The following is a 16,294-nucleotide window of genomic DNA, read 5'->3' as shown; positions in this document are numbered from 1 at the left end:
AGGCGCTGGCATAAAAATAAGGTAAATATTGCTGCCTGGCACGGTTAGCCGTGCGTTTTACCAATAAAATCAAAATTTCTGTTTTATTGCTGTAGATCACAATCGGTATTTTCAGTAGGTTATAAAAAGTTTGTTACTGTTTTATTTTTTCAGACATATGTTGGAAGGCACGTTCATCCGCCTTCGCGACGGTCGTTTGTAAGAAAAGTAAACCATCATCAAAAACCGATGGAAGGGAAAACTATGCGTATTGGTGTACCAAAAGAGAGACTAGCCCTGGAAACCCGGGCCGCCGCCACGCCGAAAACGGTGGAGCAGCTGCTGAAACTCGGGTTCAGCGTCGCGGTAGAAAGCGGAGCAGGTAAGCTGGCCAGTTTCGACGACGAGGCCTTCGTTCAGGCTGGAGCGGAGATCGTTAGCGGTGATGACGTCTGGCAGTCCGACGTCATTCTGAAAGTGAACGCGCCCGATGACGAAGAGATCCTGCTGCTTAATCCCGGCACGACGCTCATCAGCTTCATCTGGCCGGCGCAAAACCCGCAGCTGATGGAAAAACTGGCGGCGCGTAATATCAACGTGATGGCGATGGATTCAGTGCCGCGTATTTCGCGCGCTCAGTCGCTGGATGCGTTAAGTTCGATGGCTAACATCGCCGGCTATCGCGCAATCGTTGAAGCCGCCCACGAGTTTGGCCGCTTCTTCACCGGGCAGATCACCGCGGCAGGTAAGGTTCCTCCCGCGAAGGTGATGGTTATCGGAGCCGGGGTTGCCGGTCTGGCGGCCATCGGCGCGGCTAACAGCCTCGGCGCAATCGTCCGCGCGTTTGATACCCGTCCGGAAGTGAAAGAACAGGTGCAGAGTATGGGCGCCGAGTTCCTTGAGCTGGATTTTAAAGAGGAAGCGGGCAGCGGCGACGGCTATGCCAAAGTCATGTCTGAAGCCTTTATCAAAGCCGAGATGGCGCTCTTTGCCGCGCAGGCCAAAGATGTCGACATCATCGTTACCACCGCGCTGATTCCGGGTAAACCGGCGCCGAAGCTGATTACCCGCGAGATGGTTGACTCCATGAAGTCCGGCAGCGTGGTGGTTGACCTGGCGTCGCAAAACGGCGGCAACTGTGAATACACCGTGCCGGGCCAGGTGGTTACCACCGCCAACGGCGTGAAGATTATCGGTTATACCGATCTCCCTGGTCGTCTGCCGACGCAGTCCTCACAGCTGTATGGCACCAACCTGGTTAACCTGCTTAAGCTGCTGTGCAAAGAGAAAGACGGCAATGTCGTTATCGATTTTGATGATGTCGTTATCCGCGGCGTTACCGTGGTTCGCGAGGGTGAAATCACCTGGCCCGCTCCACCCATTCAGGTATCTGCTCAGCCGCAGGCGGCAGCGAAAAAGGTTGAAGCGCCAAAAGCAGAGGCGAAACCGAGCTCGCCGCTGCGCAAGTATGCGCTGATGGCGCTGGCGATTATTCTGTTTGGCTGGCTGGCAAGCGTGGCGCCGAAAGAGTTCCTCGGCCACTTTACCGTTTTCGCGCTCTCCTGCGTGGTCGGTTACTACGTCGTATGGAACGTCTCCCATGCGCTGCATACGCCGCTGATGTCGGTCACTAACGCGATTTCCGGCATTATCGTGGTAGGGGCATTGTTACAGATAGGCCACGGCGGCTGGGTCAGCTTCCTGAGCTTTATCGCGGTGCTGATCGCCAGCATTAATATTTTTGGTGGTTTCACCGTCACTCAGCGCATGCTGAAAATGTTCCGCAAAGGATAAGGGGTAACAAATGTCTGGTGGATTAGTTACAGCTGCATACATTGTTGCCGCGATTCTGTTTATTTTTAGCCTGGCGGGGCTTTCCAAACACGAAACCTCCCAGCAGGGGAACTACTACGGCATTGCCGGGATGGCGATTGCGCTGGTGGCGACCATTCTGGGGCCGGATAGCAGCAACGTCGCGTGGATCCTGCTGGCGATGGTTATCGGCGGCGCGATCGGTATTCGTCTGGCGAAGAAAGTTGAAATGACCGAGATGCCGGAGCTGGTGGCGATTCTGCACAGCTTCGTGGGCCTGGCGGCGGTACTGGTTGGCTTTAACAGCTATCTGCAGCATGAAACCGGTATGGAACAGATTCTGGTCAATATTCATTTGACCGAAGTGTTCCTCGGTATCTTCATCGGCGCGGTGACCTTTACGGGTTCCGTTGTGGCGTTTGGCAAGCTGTGCGGCAAGATGTCTTCTAAGCCGCTGATGCTGCCGAACCGTCATAAGCTAAACCTGGCGGCGCTGGTCATTTCTTTCCTGCTGCTGATCGTTTTCGTGCGTACCGACAGCATTGGCATGCAGGTACTGTGCCTGCTGGTGATGACCGTGATTGCCCTGGCGTTTGGCTGGCACCTGGTGGCCTCCATCGGCGGCGCGGATATGCCGGTCGTGGTATCAATGCTGAACTCCTACTCCGGCTGGGCGGCGGCGGCGGCGGGCTTTATGCTCAGCAACGACCTGCTGATCGTAACCGGTGCGCTGGTAGGTTCTTCCGGTGCAATTCTGTCCTACATCATGTGTAAGGCGATGAACCGTTCGTTCTTCAGCGTGATTGCCGGCGGTTTTGGTTCTGACGGCACGGCGTCCACAGGTGATGAAGAAGTGGGCGAGCACCGTGAAATCAGCGCCGAAGAAACCGCTGAGATGCTGAAAGGTTCTCAGTCGGTCATCATCACCCCGGGCTACGGCATGGCGGTTGCGCAGGCCCAGTATCCGGTCGCGGAAATCACTGAGAGACTGCGCGCGCGCGGAATCAAAGTGCGTTTCGGTATTCATCCGGTTGCCGGGCGTCTGCCGGGCCATATGAACGTCCTGCTGGCGGAAGCGAAAGTCCCGTATGACATCGTGCTGGAAATGGATGAGATCAACGATGATTTCTCCGATACCGACACCGTACTGGTCATCGGCGCTAACGACACGGTGAACCCGGCCGCGCAGGACGATCCGGGCAGCCCGATCGCCGGTATGCCGGTGCTGGAAGTGTGGAAAGCGCAGAACGTCATTGTATTTAAACGTTCAATGAACACCGGCTACGCTGGCGTACAAAACCCGCTGTTCTTTAAAGAGAACACCCACATGCTGTTTGGCGATGCCAAAGCCAGCGTCGATGCGATTCTGAAAGCGTTGTAAGGCCTGGTCGTTTAAAACCTGTGCTTCTTAAGCCGTCTCTTCTGAGACGGCTTTTTTATATAGGTGACGAAGGGGTTATTTGCTCATAAAATAATCAGGCGAAGGTGTTACAATAGGCTGTTTTTCACCCAAACTGAGGATATTATGGATACCGAGTTAACCCCCACGCAACTGGCCATCGAATTTCTGCGCCGTGACCCCGCTGCTTTAACCCCCGCGCAGTATCTGAAAAAGCTGAAATTGCTGGAACTTGAGTTCGCCGATTTAATGGCGCTTTCGTCCATGGAGCTTAAAGAAGAGATCGATCACGCCTGGCGCTTAGGTATCCACTAACGTTTTCGTTACCCACAAAGCTGTTGAAATCGGGGCCAAATGGCCCTTTATTTTTGTTAATGGGATGCAAAAAAATCCCCCGCGCGGGCGGGGGATGACGTCTTATTACCACGAATGAAGTCAACGGACTAATCGTCTTCTTCGTCGTCCAGCTCAACCGGCGTCTGGTACTGGTCCGGCTTCAGCGCCAGCAGGTCGCAGCGCAGGTGGTCAATAACCTGTTCAGCGGTATTGCCGAGGAAGGCTGCCGAGAGTCCGGTTCGACCAATCGTACCCAGTACCACGATCCCCGCCTGAAGATGCTCTGACAGGTCGGGAATGACCTCCTCAGGTAACCCTTTTTCAACGTGGGTGCGGCCTTCATCGATACCGAATTTTTGCCGCAGCGCTTTCATGGCCAGCAGATGCTGACCGCGAATGGCGTCGTTATAGACGCTGGGGTCAAAATCAGGGAGCTCAATCGCGATATTGATGGGCGTGACGGGATAGGCGCCCACCAGGTGAACCTCTGTATGGTTAACCTGTTCCGCCAGCTCAATGGTTTCTCTGACCAGTTTTTCATTGAGCGCGTTGTGGTAGTTCTCTTCACTGGCGAGATTGACCGCCACCAGCGCTTTACCGCCTTCCGGCCACGGCTGATCTTTGACCATCCAGACCGGACATGGGCATTTACGCAGCAGGTGCCAGTCCGTTGGGGTGAAAATCACCGCTTCCAGCTTGTCGTGCTGGTGCGCCATCTTCAGCACTAAATCATGCTTGTCGCTGATGATTTCCTGAATAATGGCTTCGAAGGGACGATTGTGCCACACCACTTTAATATCAATGGGCACGCCGGACTCTATATAGAATTTTGCCTGCTCGCGGATCCAGGCGGTACGCTGCCCGATGACGCCCTGGCGCATGGCCGTGCGTTCGTCGGGGGAGAGCAGGGTGGTCATTTCATAAGAAAAATCATAGATCGGCAAAAAGGCTTTGATGCGGCCACCAATCCGTTGGTGCAGATACACCGCGCGCCGCAATGCAGGCTGGTCGTCCTGATTGGGGTCGATTACTACCAGCATGTTCTGATACTTCGCCATACAGGGTCTCCTTACAACTGTAACTACAGTCTGTATTAAAAAGATAACCTATATGGATGAAATGAAACAGGGGATGAGCCTGGCCAGATCAACAAATTAGAAAAAAATTCGCGATCCGGCCGGATACGGGAGGACTATCAGGCGACGTTGCGGGCCTGGCCAGCAAGCTGCGCCAGCAGGTCGCTGTTTTCGATGGTGATATATTTGCCTTTAACCGCCAGCATACCGCTTTTCTGGAAACGTCCCAGCAGGCGGCTGATGGTTTCTACCGTCAGGCCCAGATAGTTGCCGATATCGCCACGGGTCATGGTGAGGCGGAACTCACGCGGCGAGAAGCCGCGCTGCGCGAAACGGCGGGACAGATTGTAGATAAAGGCCGCCAGGCGCTCCTCTGCGTTCTTTTTAGAAAGCAGCAGGATCATATCCTGATCGCCTTTGATCTCGCCGCTCATCAGACGCATCATCTGCTGACGCAGGTTCGGCATCTTACCGGAGAGGTCGTCCAGCGTTTCAAACGGAATCTCGCAGACCATTGAGGTTTCCAGCGCCTGGGCAAAGCTCGGGTGGTGGGCGGTGCCGATAGCGTCAAAGCCGACCAAATCGCCGGCCAGATGAAAACCGGTGATCTGCTCATCGCCCTGTTCGGTGATGGTGTAGCTTTTAATGGTGCCAGAACGAATTGCATACAGCGATTTCAGCTCATCACCGGCTTTGAACAAGGTCTGTCCTTTCTGGATAGGCTTTTTCCGCTCGATGATGTTATCAAGCTGGTCAAGCTCATGCTCGTTCAGAGTAAAAGGGATGCAAAGCTGGCTAATGCTGCAATCCTGGCAATGGATTGCACAACCGCCAGACTGAATGCGTCGTATAATTCGCTTTTCCGGGATCATAAGTCTGCTCAGGCTTTAATTGATATTGGTCAATTTTAACATCTTTTTGGTGAGCAGGTAAGTCTCGAACCCCTGAAACACGTAATATTAAAAGGGTAAATCAGTTACCCATTTTATCTCATTGATTATGAATAAATTATCTGGCGATGTTGGATTGTAAAATTACCGGAAGATTCCAGAAAAGGCACTTACGGTCAAAGGAGCAGATAGCCTTCGTGACGCAATAGCCACTCTTTTCGCTGCACGCCGCCGGCGTAACCCGTCATGGTGCCGTTACGCCCGATCACCCGGTGGCAGGGCACCACAATACTGACAGGATTTGAACCGTTGGCGGCACCCACGGCGCGCGCCGCGCCCGGACGTCCCAGCGCCTCCGCGAGCTGACCGTAGTGCATGACCTGGCCGCAGGGGATGGTGCGCAGCGTTTGCCAGACTTCCCGCTGAAACGGCGTCCCGCCGGTGGCGGTAGGTAAGGTGTCGATAACGGCGAGATCGCCCGCGAAGTAATCGCTAAGCTTACGGCTCAGGTTACCGGGATTACGCGAATCAACGCGTTGGTAGCCTTCACGGCGATAATGCACATCCAGCAGTTGTTCCATGCGGTCGCGGTGCTGATCCCACTCAACGGCCCGCAGGTTAAACTGCTCATCGCAAATCACCCACAGCGGCCCCAGCGGGGTGTCAATTTTATCTTGCAACAGCGTGAGCATCGGTCCTCCTTCAGCGAGGTTATTTTGGCAGGGCATCACCATAGCACGACGCGATGTGGGCAAACCATACTCCGAAAAGGTCAACAAACAGGGTCAGCATGGACTATTAATTATGAGGTGAGGAAAGCGATGTTTATTTTTACATTCACTCGCAGACGCGTTGGCAAGGCGATTTTGCTACCTTTATCCGGCGGCGAATTCACCGGCAACCATCCGGCGCGGCAGATAAACAGACTGGCTTTCCTTGAGTCCATGATTTCCCGGCGTTTCTGCGCGGGTTTTTACCAACAAAGGTGGTGATATGCAATATATGATGACTGGCGTTGTAATTGTGATTATCAGCGGCTTAGTAATTCATCTGATCGCTTTGGCGATTGAAGGACTGTATAAAGTCATCAGTAACCGCGCGACCTGGCGTTAACGTTTTTGTGGCCTTCCCTGGCCTGTCGCGACGTTAAGGTAATCGCGGATAAATACCCGGTCCGATGGGCAGCCCCACGAGGTACCAGCCAACCAGCAGCAGTAGCCAGACGGCAAGGAATATTAATGGATAAGGCAAGACCAGCGAGTAGTAGGTTCCAAGCTTAGCGTCGGGCCGGTAGCGCTGTAAGAAGCCGAGAAATAGCGGCACAAACGGCGATACCGGCGCCAGCGGCAGCACCGATGAGTCGGCGATGCGAAACAGAATCTGCGCAAATGCCGGGTGAAAGCCCAGCAGCATAAACATCGGCACGAAAATCGGCGCCAGAATCGACCAGATTGCCGAACCGCTGGCGATAAACATACACAAAAAGGCGGATAGCAGCGCCAGGCCGACAAACGCCGGTACGCCGTTCATTCCCGCGCTCTCCAGCAGATCCGTCAAGCCGACGGCCATAAATTTCCCCATATTGCTCCAGTTGAACATGGCGACGAACTGGGCCAGCGGGAAGACCATCACGATAAAACCTGCCATCTCTTTCATCGGCTCAATCATCAGCTGAGGCAAGTCGGCCTGGCGGCGAATTTTGCCGGTGGCGATGCCGTAGGCCAGTGAAACGACGAAGAAGAAAAAGATAATGAGCGGGACGATCCCTTTTATAAACGGCGAAGGCATCACGGTATGCTTGATGGGATCGCGCAGGATACCGTTTTCCGGCACGACCATCAGCGCGATCGCCGCCACGAATAACAGCGCGGCCACGCCGGCCACGCGCAGGCCGAAGCGCTGTTCCGGCGTCAACGTCTGCAGCGTTTCATCGCTGTTGCCTTGCCATTGCCCTAACCGCGGTTCCACCAGTTTATCGGTAATCAATCCGCCAACCAGCGTGAGAACGATCACTGAGGTTGCCATAAAATACCAGTTATCAATCACGCTGACGTGGAGCGAGGCGTCAAGGGTTTTTGCCGCTTCGGTGCTGATGCCAGAGAGCAGGACATCGGTGGTGACGATGAGCAGATTGGCCGTGAAGCCGCAGCCGACGCCGGCGATGGCCGCCAGCAGCCCGGCAACCGGGTGGCGGCCGACGGCGAGGAACATCAGGGCGCCCAGCGGCGGCATAATCACCAGCGCGGCATCGGAAGAGATGTGGCTAAAGAAGGCGATAAACAGCACCATATAGCTGGCGTAACGGGCGCTAACGTGGGATGACATTTTCACCATCAGCGAAGGCAGCAGGCCCACTCGTTCCGCAAAACCGGCCCCCAGCACCAGAGCCAGAATGGCCCCCAGCGGCGCGAAACCGCTGAAATTCTTAATGACGTTCGGCAAAAACCAGTGCAATCCTTCAACGCTAAGCAAATTTTTCACCACCACTCGCGAGCCGTCGGTGGGGTTCTGTACCCCGACGTTCAGCGCCGACAGGATGGCGGTGGCGACCATTAACGCCACAATCAGATAGATAAACAGTAAAAACGGATGCGGGACCTTGTTACCTATTTTTTCAACCCAGCCATAAAGCTTACCGGTGGGGGAAGGCGACGGTATGGATGACATACTCATGGGCGTTCCTCAGTTGTCGTTGTTGTGTTGGTTGTCTCTTTACCCCTGGGCGTGTCAGCCGTTATTTTTTTGGCGATTACCGCGTTGCCGTACTCCATCCACGGGGCTTTTATTATTTTAAAATCGAAGGGTTGATCTCCTGTGGAATGGGGCACCGGTAGGGCCTTTCGGCTAAGACCTGCGCCAGTTCCTGCTGGCTGGCGGTCAGTAACGCCCTGTCGCTGAACAGACGAATGGCCGTCGCGCCCAGCACTTTCCCCGCCAGCAGCATCCCTTTGTGGGCGATGGAGGTTCTGCCCTGGCTCACCAGTTGCCAGGAGTGCAGCGGCGTCCCGACGGCAAAACAGGGGCTGAAGCACTGGGCCACGGGGGCCTTCCAGCTCACGTCGCCGACGTCGGTAGAGCCCGCAAGGATGTTGTCCGTTGCCGCCCACGGCGCCACTTCATCGATCAGGCGCGTTTCGCGGTGGCGGCGGGCGAACGCTTTCCCGTCCTCGCCGCCGGTGTCGGCAATGTTTTTCAGGCTGTTATTGATATCGTTCGCGCTCAAGGTTGCGCGAATTTCGGCGGCGAATGCGCGCTCTTCCGCGTTCCAGGGCGGCGTGCCGTAATGGCAAACCGCCTGATACATCGCCGCTTCCAGCGTGCGGTTGGGCAGATAGCTGGAACAGGCTTTTTCGAAGCGAGAGCTGACGCGGGTCTCGGTCATCAACGCCGCGCCCTGGGCGATTTTCTCGATCCGGGCGAAGATTTGCTGCGCGTCGGCCATTTCCGGCGCGCGAATGAGATACAGCACCTCCGCCTGCGCCTGAACAACGTTGGGAGAGACGCCGCCGGTATCGGTGATGGCGTAGTGCACCCGCGCTTTTTCGATAATATGTTCGTTAAGGAAGTTGCTGCCGGTGGTCATCAGCGTCACGGCATCCAGCGCGCTGCGGCCCAAATGCGGCGAGTTTGCCGCGTGCGCCGCGGTGCCGGTAAACCGCCACGCCGCCTGAATGTTGGCAAGGGTGCGGGTGCTGAACATCCCGGCCCAGGCTTCCGGATGCCAGGTCAGAGCGGCATCGATGTCATCGAATAACCCCTCGCGGACCATGAAGGTTTTCCCCGAGCCGCCTTCCTCGCCGGGACAGCCATAGAAGCGAAGCGTGCCGGCGCCGCCCTGTTGCTGCAGCCAGTTCCTGGCGGCGACCGCGGCGGCGAACGCCGCCGTACCAAGCAGATTATGTCCGCACCCGTGGCCGTTTTCTCCCGGCGTAGAAGACGCGGGTTTCGCGCAGTGGGCCTGCTGGCTGAGCCCCACCAGGGCGTCAAATTCGCCGAGGAGGGCAATCACCGGTTGGCCCGCGCCGAAGCTGGCGATAAAGGCGTTGGGGATCCCGCCGGCATTGCGGGTCAATTGAAAGCCTTCCGCTTCCAGCGCATCGGCCAAACGCGCAGCCGACCAGAACTCCTGAAAGCGGGTTTCCGGATGGTCCCAGATATCATCGGCAATGGCGCAAAAATCGTTGCGCCGCCCCTCAATAACGTCATCGACAAATTGATAAACGTGTTCCATTACACACCTCGCTGCCAGGGAAAGTTCAGGGCGACGCGTGCTAACGTTTCGACGGCCAGGGTCATCACGTTCTCGTCGAAATCGAATTTTTCATTGTGGTGACCGGCGCTCAGTTCCGTGCCGAATATCATGTATGAGGCGAGACCGCCGCGCTCCTGGACCCGGGCCATCATCAGAGTGGCATCCTCGGAACCCGCCGGGGCAGCGATACGATCGACAGCCTGTTTAACGCCGGGGACCTGGGCCGTCTGCTGGCGCAGATAGTCCACCCACGCCGGCGACGGGGCGCTGGAGGTGGCCGCGCCCATCAGCTGCAGCTGGTAACTGGCTTCATACATGGTCGCCGCGCCGGCGATCGCCTGTTTAGCCCGCTCAAAGACGTACTGGTTAATGGCATCGGTTTCGCCACGGGTTTCGACTTTTAATAGCGCGGAGGAGGGAACCACGTTACGTCCGGTACCGGCCTGCATGACGCCGACGTTAACCCTTGATGCCCCGGCGCTGTGCGGCGCGATGGCGTGCAGGGCAAGGGCGGCCTGGGCCGCTGCCAGTAGCGCGTTACGGCCATCTTCCGGTTTACCACCAGCGTGGGCGGCGACGCCGCTGAACTGCACATCGAATTTGGTGGTGGCCATAAAGTTATCGCCGCCGCAGACGACGGTGCCGGCAGGGACACCGGTACCGATATGAATGGCGGTAAAGTAATCCACCTCATCAAGCACGCCCGCCGCGACCATGGCGCGCGCGCCGCGGGTACCTTCTTCCGCCGGCTGGAAAATCAGCACCATCGTCCCGTTGAGCTGCGCGGCATACTCCTTCAGAACGTGCGCCAGACCCAGCCCGATTGCGGTGTGACCGTCGTGGCCGCAGGCATGCATCATGCCGTCGTTGCAGGAGGCAAAACGATCGCGATGCGGACGGTGACTATCGTCATGCTGCTCGTTGAGATCGAGCGCATCCATGTCGACGCGAAACGCCAGCGTCGGCCCCGGCCGCCCGGTATCGAGGGTCGCCACCACTCCGGCGAAGCCGCCTTCAAACGCCGGTAGCCAGCGTTCAGGCGCACCCTGCGCGCGGGCGCGCTGGAACGCCTGCGCCAGCGTCTCTTCATCAGGCAGGCCCATACGGCTATCGGCATCGATAACGTCGCGCCCCAGCGCCAGCTGATAACCCAGACCGTCTAATACTTCCGCCACTTTGCTGGCGGTGCGGAACTCCAGCCAGCCGGATTCCGCATGCAGGTGAAAATCGCGACGCCATTCGGTCATTTTTGGCGCCAGCTGGTTGATGAAATCATAAAGTTGCGGCATAACCTTTCCCGTTATAAGCAAAAACTGTGATGGTGTTCACGAAGTGATAGCCTTTACTTATCACCCATCACTTTCATGCACTCTCATCCTTAACCTGCCACAGCACAATCGATTACAGTAGATGTCATTTTCTTCTGTCTGATAAACACTGGTTATCACTCACAACATGTCATTTCAGATTAAATTTCACCACATTCGCGCCTTCGTTGAGGTCGCGCGCGAAGGAAGTATTCGCGGCGCCAGCCGGGCGTTGGCGATTTCGCAGCCGGCGTTGACCAAAGCGATTAAAGAGCTGGAAGAGGGGCTCTCCGCGCAGCTGTTTGTGCGCCGTAGCCAGGGGGTGGCGCTGACCGAAAATGGCGAAAGCTTTTATCAACATGCGAGCCTGATCCTGGAAGAGCTGCGGGTGGCGCAGGATGAATTACTGCAACGTCAGGGCGAGCAGGCCGGGCAGATTAATATCGGCCTTGGCGCCAGCGTAGCGCGTTCGCTGATGCCTTCGGTTATTTGCCGCTTTCATCAGCAGCATCCTCTGGTGAAGGTGCGGATTATGGAAGGACAGCTGCTGGCGATGATTAATGAACTGCGCCAGGGTGAGCTGGATTTCACTATCAATACTTACTATCCCGGCCCCTACGATCATGAATTCAGCTTTGAGAAGCTATTTGAGAAACCCTTCGCGGTATTCGCCCGCGCCGGTCACCCGGCGGCACACGTCACTTCACTGACCGAGCTGCTCGATCACCACTGGACGATGCCGACGCCGCGCGGCAGCTACTTCAAACAGCTGCAGGAGATGTTTAACCAGGCCGGACTGGCGCCAAAGGTGGATATCGTTTGTGAGACCTTCTCTTCGTGCATTAGCCTGGTGGTGAAAAGCGATTTTCTCAGCATTCTGCCGGTCGAACTTGGCAACGACCCGATGATGGCGGATAAGCTGGTGATGATCCCCATCCGCGAAGCGTTACCCAAAGCCGCCTATTTTCTGATTCAGCGCCGCGATACGCGGCAAACGCCCTTAACCGCGTCATTAATCACGCTGTTTCGTCGTCAGAGCCGTCAACTGTTTCCATAATCGCGCAGAGGTGGTTAAACGCGTTGAGGAGGCGCCGCGAGACGGCTATAGTAACCACCCGGTAGTAGCTGGAGGAGCGCGCATGAACCTTGACGACAAATCCCTATTTCTTGGCGCCATGGAGGACGTTCAGCCTCTGAAACATAATCACGACGTTCACTGGCACCCCGCGCGCAATACTCGCGCCGCGCAGCGGATTGATCCCCTGCAGCTGGATAACTTTCTGACCACCGGCTATCTCGATATTGTGCCGCTGGCAACCGCCCTTGAGTTTAAGCGGGAAGGTCTGCAAAGCGGCGTACTGGAGAAGCTCCGGCGCGGCAAATACGGCCAGCAGGCAAGCCTCAATCTGCTGCGCCAGCCGGTGGAGAAGTGCCGACAGAATCTGTTTGCTTTTGTGGTCCAGGCGCAAAAAGAGGGGCTGCGTAATGTGCTGATCGTGCATGGCAAAGGGCGCGACGATAACGCGCACGCCAATATTATTCGCAGCTACCTGGCGCGCTGGCTGGTGGAGCTCCCGGAAGTCCAGGCGTTCTGCGCGGCGTTACCGCACCACGGCGGCAGCGGCGCCTGCTACGTGGCCCTGCGGAAATCGGCGGAGGCAAAGCAGGAAAACTGGGAGCGCCACGCCAAGCATAGCCGCTAGCGCATCAGCAGCGTCAGTTCCCGGGCTGCTTTCTGTAGCTCGGGTAACACCCGCTCCAGCATCTCGTGCGTGGAGACCTGCCCGGCGTGTACGCCGACGTTCAGCGCAGCCTGAATCTGCCCCTGAGGGTTAAAGAGCGGCACCGCCAGCGAGCGCAGCCCCATCTCGAGCTCCTGATCGTTAAGCGCGTAGCCCTGCTGGTGCACGCGCTTAAGTTCGGTACGCAGCTTTGCAACCGAATCAACGGTTTGCGGGGTATAGCGAATCATCGTGACCCGGCCCAGCATATCGTTCAGCTTCTCCTCCGGCTGATAGCTCAGTAGCACGCGTCCCATGGAGGTCGCCCAGGCGGGCAGGCGGCTGCCGATGTCGAGATCGATGGTCATAATGCGCGAACTCGACGCGCGAGCGATATAAAGAATGTCGTCGCCGTCGAGAGTGGCGATGGAGCAGGACTCATTGAGCATTTCGCTTAAATGCTTCAGCACCGGCTGCGCCGAACGCGCCAGCGGCGTGGAGGCAAGCCAGGCGTGGCCCAGCGCCAGAATTTTCGGTCGCAGCTGGAAATTTTTACCATCTTCGGCGTAAACAAAGCCCAGTTTGCTCAGCGTATACAGGCAGCGGCGCACCGCCGCGCGCGGAATGCCGGTCTTTTGGCTGATCTGCGAAATTGAGAGCAGCGGGCGCTGCGGAGTAAACGCCTGGATCACCTCCAGCCCGCGCGCCAGCGAAGCCATAAAGTTCGGATCGCCCTTAAACGGATCGCTATCGCCCGTCAGTAAATCATCTGGATGCTTCTCCATTTTCTTCTCCGTATTTGCCGTCGATCACATTCTTTCGCTAAACATACACGATGTTCGATTATCGCACCATATTTCGATTATCGCCCTTGACCAGCATCGTTAAGCGGGTCACATTTTGTGCGAACAACGAATAAAAGTGCGATTACCGCACATACAGGAGCGACCTGATGATTGATAAAAGCGTGTCGACGCTACGTGATGCCATCGCCGGGATCCACGACGGGGCGACCATAATGATTGGCGGTTTTGGCCCCGCCGGGCAGCCGACGTACCTGATAGATGCTCTGATAGAACAGGGGGCCCGTGATTTAACCATTATCAATAACAATGCGGGCAACGGCGAAGTCGGCCTGGCGGCGCTGCTGAAGGCCGGTCGGGTGCGAAAAATGATCTGTTCGTTCCCACGTCAGGTTGATTCGCAGATTTTCGATGACCTTTATCGCCGCGGCAAAATTGAGCTGGAGCTGGTACCGCAGGGCAACCTCGCGGCGCGGATCCAGGCGGCAGGCGCTGGCCTCGGCGCAGTGTTTACCCCCACCGGCTACGGTACGCCGCTGGCGGAGGGGAAAGAGACCCGCGAAATTGACGGGCGTCATTACGTGCTCGAATACCCTATCAGGGCCGACTTCGCGTTGATCAAAGCCCACCAGGGCGACCGCTGGGGAAACCTGGTTTATCGCAAAGCGGCGCGCAATTTTGGCCCGATTATGGCGACCGCCGCGAAAACCACCATTGTAGAAGTTTCGCAGCTGGTGCCCTTGGGCGATCTCGACCCGGAAAGCATCATTACCCCGGGCATTTTTGTGCAGCGCGTCTACTCCCTGGAAAACCTGATTGCCGCTAAAAGCGCCTGAGGAACTCTTAATGCAAAAACTGACTCGCGATGAGATGGCCCAGCGCGTGGCCCGCGATATTCCCGAAGGCGCTTACGTCAATCTGGGGATCGGCTTGCCCACCCGCATCGCCAACTATCTTCCTGCCGATAAAGAAATCTTCCTGCACAGCGAAAACGGCCTGCTGGGGATGGGGCCGAAACCGCTGCCGGGGGAAGAGGCTCCGGAGCTGATTAACGCCGGGAAAGAGTATGTGACTCTGCTCAACGGCGGCTGCTACTTTCACCACGGCGACTCCTTCGCCATGATGCGCGGCGGGCACCTCGATATCTGCGTGCTTGGCGCTTACCAGGTTTCCGCCAGCGGCGATCTGGCGAACTGGAGTACCGGCGCGCCCGACGCCATTCCTGCCGTCGGCGGAGCGATGGATCTGGCCATTGGCGCTCGTCAGGTCTTCGTGATGATGGATCACCTGACCCGCGACGGGGAGTGCAAGCTGGTAGAGCACTGCACCTATCCGCTGACCGGCGTCGGCTGCGTCAGCCGTATCTACACCGACCTGGCGGTCATCGATATCAGCGAAAGCGGCCCGGTGGTGCGGGAAATCTTTAATGGCCTCTCTTTTGAGGAACTGCAGCGCATCACGCCGGTGGCGCTGACTTTTGCACAACTGGCGGAAAGCGCGTAAGGAACCTATGATGAATCAGGCATTTATCTGTGATGCGGTGCGGACGCCGTTCGGCCGCTTTGGCGGTACCCTGGCCACCCTGCGCGCCGACGATCTGGCGGCGCTGCCGCTGAAAGCGTTGCTGGAGCGCAACCCGGGACTCGATCCGGCGCGTATTGACGATGTGATTTACGGCTGCGCTAACCAGGCGGGGGAAGATAACCGCAACGTTGCGCGCATGGCGCTGCTGCTGGCCGGTCTGCCGGAAAGCGTACCGGGCAGTACCGTAAACCGCCTGTGCGGTTCCAGCCTTGATGCGATCGGTATCGCAGCGCGCGCGATTAAAAGCGGCGAAACTCAGCTGATGATCGCCGGCGGCGTGGAGAGCATGTCGCGCGCGCCTTTTGTGATGGGCAAGGCCGAAAGCGCCTTTAGCCGCACGATGCGGATGGAAGATACCACCATCGGCTGGCGCTTCATTAACCCGCAGATGAAAGCGCTGTACGGCGTGGATTCGATGCCGGAAACGGCGGAAAACGTGGCGGACGATTTCGCCATTACGCGGGAGGACCAGGATGCGTTTGCGCTGCGTAGCCAGCTGCGTACGGCGGCGGCGCAGGAGGCCGGACGCTTTGCCGACGAGCTGATTGCCGTCTCGGTGCCGCAGCGTAAGGGCGAACCGCTACTCTTTAGCCGCGATGAGCACCCGCGCAGTACCACGGCGGAGGCGCTGGCCAGGCTGCGCGGCGTTGTGCGCGCCGACGGTACGGTGACGGCAGGTAACGCTTCCGGAGTCAACGACGGCGCCTGCGCGCTGCTGCTTGCCAGCGAGCAGGCGCTGGCCGCCAATGATTTACAGCCGCTCGCCCGCGTGGTGGGCGTCGCGACGGCAGGGGTGGCGCCGCGTATTATGGGATTTGGCCCGGCGCCGGCGGTACGTAAGGTGCTGGCGCAAACCGGGCTAACGCTTGGGCAGATGGACGTCATTGAACTGAATGAGGCCTTTGCCGCTCAGGCGCTGGCGGTCACGCGCGATCTGGGTCTGCCCGACGATGCGGCGCACGTCAACCCTAACGGCGGCGCGATAGCCCTCGGACATCCGCTTGGCGCCTCCGGCGGCCGTCTGGCAATGACCGCGGCGTACCAGCTGCGCCGTACCGGCGGGCGCTATGCGCTGTGCACCATGTGTATCGGCGTCGGTCAGGGGATCGCGCTGATTATAGAACGCGTTTAAGGA

15 protein-coding genes are annotated in these 16,294 nt (G+C 57.5%); 8 read left to right on the top strand and 7 right to left on the bottom strand.

From position 1 onward, the window contains the following. Positions 1–243: 243 nt before the first annotated feature. The 3 genes from pntA (at position 244) to ABLU96_RS03070 (ending at position 3,505) form a co-directional block, all read left to right on the top strand. A complete protein-coding gene (pntA, locus tag ABLU96_RS03080; RefSeq protein ID WP_004851372.1) occupies positions 244–1,773 on the top strand; it encodes a Re/Si-specific NAD(P)(+) transhydrogenase subunit alpha in 1,530 nt (509 codons plus the stop codon). 10 nt (positions 1,774–1,783) lie between these two features. Next, positions 1,784–3,172, top strand: coding sequence for a Re/Si-specific NAD(P)(+) transhydrogenase subunit beta (gene pntB / locus ABLU96_RS03075; RefSeq protein WP_004851370.1), 1,389 nt, complete (start codon positions 1,784–1,786; stop codon positions 3,170–3,172). Between the two features lie 144 nt (positions 3,173–3,316). After that, positions 3,317–3,505 (top strand): YdiH family protein, encoded by a 189-nt coding sequence (locus ABLU96_RS03070; protein WP_004102581.1) that lies wholly within the window; start codon positions 3,317–3,319, stop codon positions 3,503–3,505. 128 nt (positions 3,506–3,633) lie between these two features. On the opposite strand, the gene uspE is transcribed toward ABLU96_RS03070, so the two are convergent. The 6 genes from uspE to ABLU96_RS03040 form a co-directional block, all read right to left on the bottom strand. After that, positions 3,634–4,584, bottom strand: coding sequence for a universal stress protein UspE (gene uspE / locus ABLU96_RS03065; protein WP_004851366.1), 951 nt, complete (start codon positions 4,582–4,584; stop codon positions 3,634–3,636). A 137-nt stretch (positions 4,585–4,721) separates the two neighbouring features. Further along, positions 4,722–5,474, bottom strand: coding sequence for a fumarate/nitrate reduction transcriptional regulator Fnr (gene fnr / locus ABLU96_RS03060; RefSeq protein ID WP_004851364.1), 753 nt, complete (start codon positions 5,472–5,474; stop codon positions 4,722–4,724). Between the two features lie 194 nt (positions 5,475–5,668). Next, on the bottom strand, positions 5,669–6,184 hold the full coding sequence (ogt, locus tag ABLU96_RS03055; protein ID WP_014229564.1) for a methylated-DNA--[protein]-cysteine S-methyltransferase: 516 nt from the start codon (positions 6,182–6,184) through the stop codon (positions 5,669–5,671). Positions 6,185–6,638: 454 nt separating this feature from the next. Next, on the bottom strand, positions 6,639–8,165 hold the full coding sequence (gene abgT, locus ABLU96_RS03050; protein WP_025105810.1) for a p-aminobenzoyl-glutamate transporter: 1,527 nt from the start codon (positions 8,163–8,165) through the stop codon (positions 6,639–6,641). Positions 8,166–8,277: 112 nt separating this feature from the next. Continuing rightward, positions 8,278–9,723 (bottom strand): M20 family metallopeptidase, encoded by a 1,446-nt coding sequence (locus tag ABLU96_RS03045; RefSeq protein ID WP_064405911.1) that lies wholly within the window; start codon positions 9,721–9,723, stop codon positions 8,278–8,280. Next, the gene (locus tag ABLU96_RS03040; protein ID WP_047723727.1) at positions 9,723–11,033 is read right to left on the bottom strand and encodes a M20 family metallo-hydrolase; all 1,311 of its coding nucleotides are present in this window, start codon (positions 11,031–11,033) and stop codon (positions 9,723–9,725) included. Before ABLU96_RS03040 ends, ABLU96_RS03045 begins: the two co-directional genes overlap by 1 nt. A gap of 166 nt (positions 11,034–11,199) precedes the next feature. On the opposite strand from ABLU96_RS03040, the gene ABLU96_RS03035 reads away from it, so the two are divergent. Beyond that, positions 11,200–12,108, top strand: a complete 909-nt coding sequence (locus ABLU96_RS03035; RefSeq protein ID WP_049083979.1) for a LysR family transcriptional regulator — start codon at positions 11,200–11,202, stop codon at positions 12,106–12,108. 82 nt (positions 12,109–12,190) lie between these two features. Beyond that, a complete protein-coding gene (gene smrA, locus ABLU96_RS03030; protein ID WP_004851345.1) occupies positions 12,191–12,754 on the top strand; it encodes a DNA endonuclease SmrA in 564 nt (187 codons plus the stop codon). Here the strand turns inward: smrA and ABLU96_RS03025 are convergent. After that, complete coding sequence (locus ABLU96_RS03025; RefSeq protein ID WP_004851343.1) at positions 12,751–13,557, bottom strand: IclR family transcriptional regulator C-terminal domain-containing protein; 807 nt, start codon at positions 13,555–13,557, stop codon at positions 12,751–12,753. The two genes, smrA and ABLU96_RS03025, sit on opposite strands and share 4 nt — an antisense overlap. A gap of 167 nt (positions 13,558–13,724) precedes the next feature. On the opposite strand from ABLU96_RS03025, the gene ABLU96_RS03020 reads away from it, so the two are divergent. The 3 genes from ABLU96_RS03020 to pcaF are packed head-to-tail and all read left to right on the top strand — an operon-like array spanning position 13,725 to position 16,291. Beyond that, positions 13,725–14,411: a 3-oxoacid CoA-transferase subunit A gene (locus ABLU96_RS03020; protein WP_038424589.1), complete on the top strand. Its 687-nt coding sequence runs from the start codon at positions 13,725–13,727 to the stop codon at positions 14,409–14,411. A 10-nt stretch (positions 14,412–14,421) separates the two neighbouring features. After that, positions 14,422–15,078, top strand: a complete 657-nt coding sequence (locus ABLU96_RS03015) for a 3-oxoacid CoA-transferase subunit B (protein ID WP_233933097.1) — start codon at positions 14,422–14,424, stop codon at positions 15,076–15,078. 10 nt (positions 15,079–15,088) lie between these two features. After that, entirely contained in the window at positions 15,089–16,291 is a 1,203-nt protein-coding gene (pcaF, locus tag ABLU96_RS03010; protein ID WP_064405913.1) for a 3-oxoadipyl-CoA thiolase, read from the top strand. Positions 16,292–16,294: the final 3 nt, after the last annotated feature.

It is taken from the genome of Klebsiella sp. CN_Kp106, from assembly GCF_040064575.1.
GTDB lineage: Bacteria > Pseudomonadota > Gammaproteobacteria > Enterobacterales > Enterobacteriaceae > Klebsiella > Klebsiella michiganensis.
This window is presented reverse-complemented; position numbering and strand designations above follow the sequence as displayed.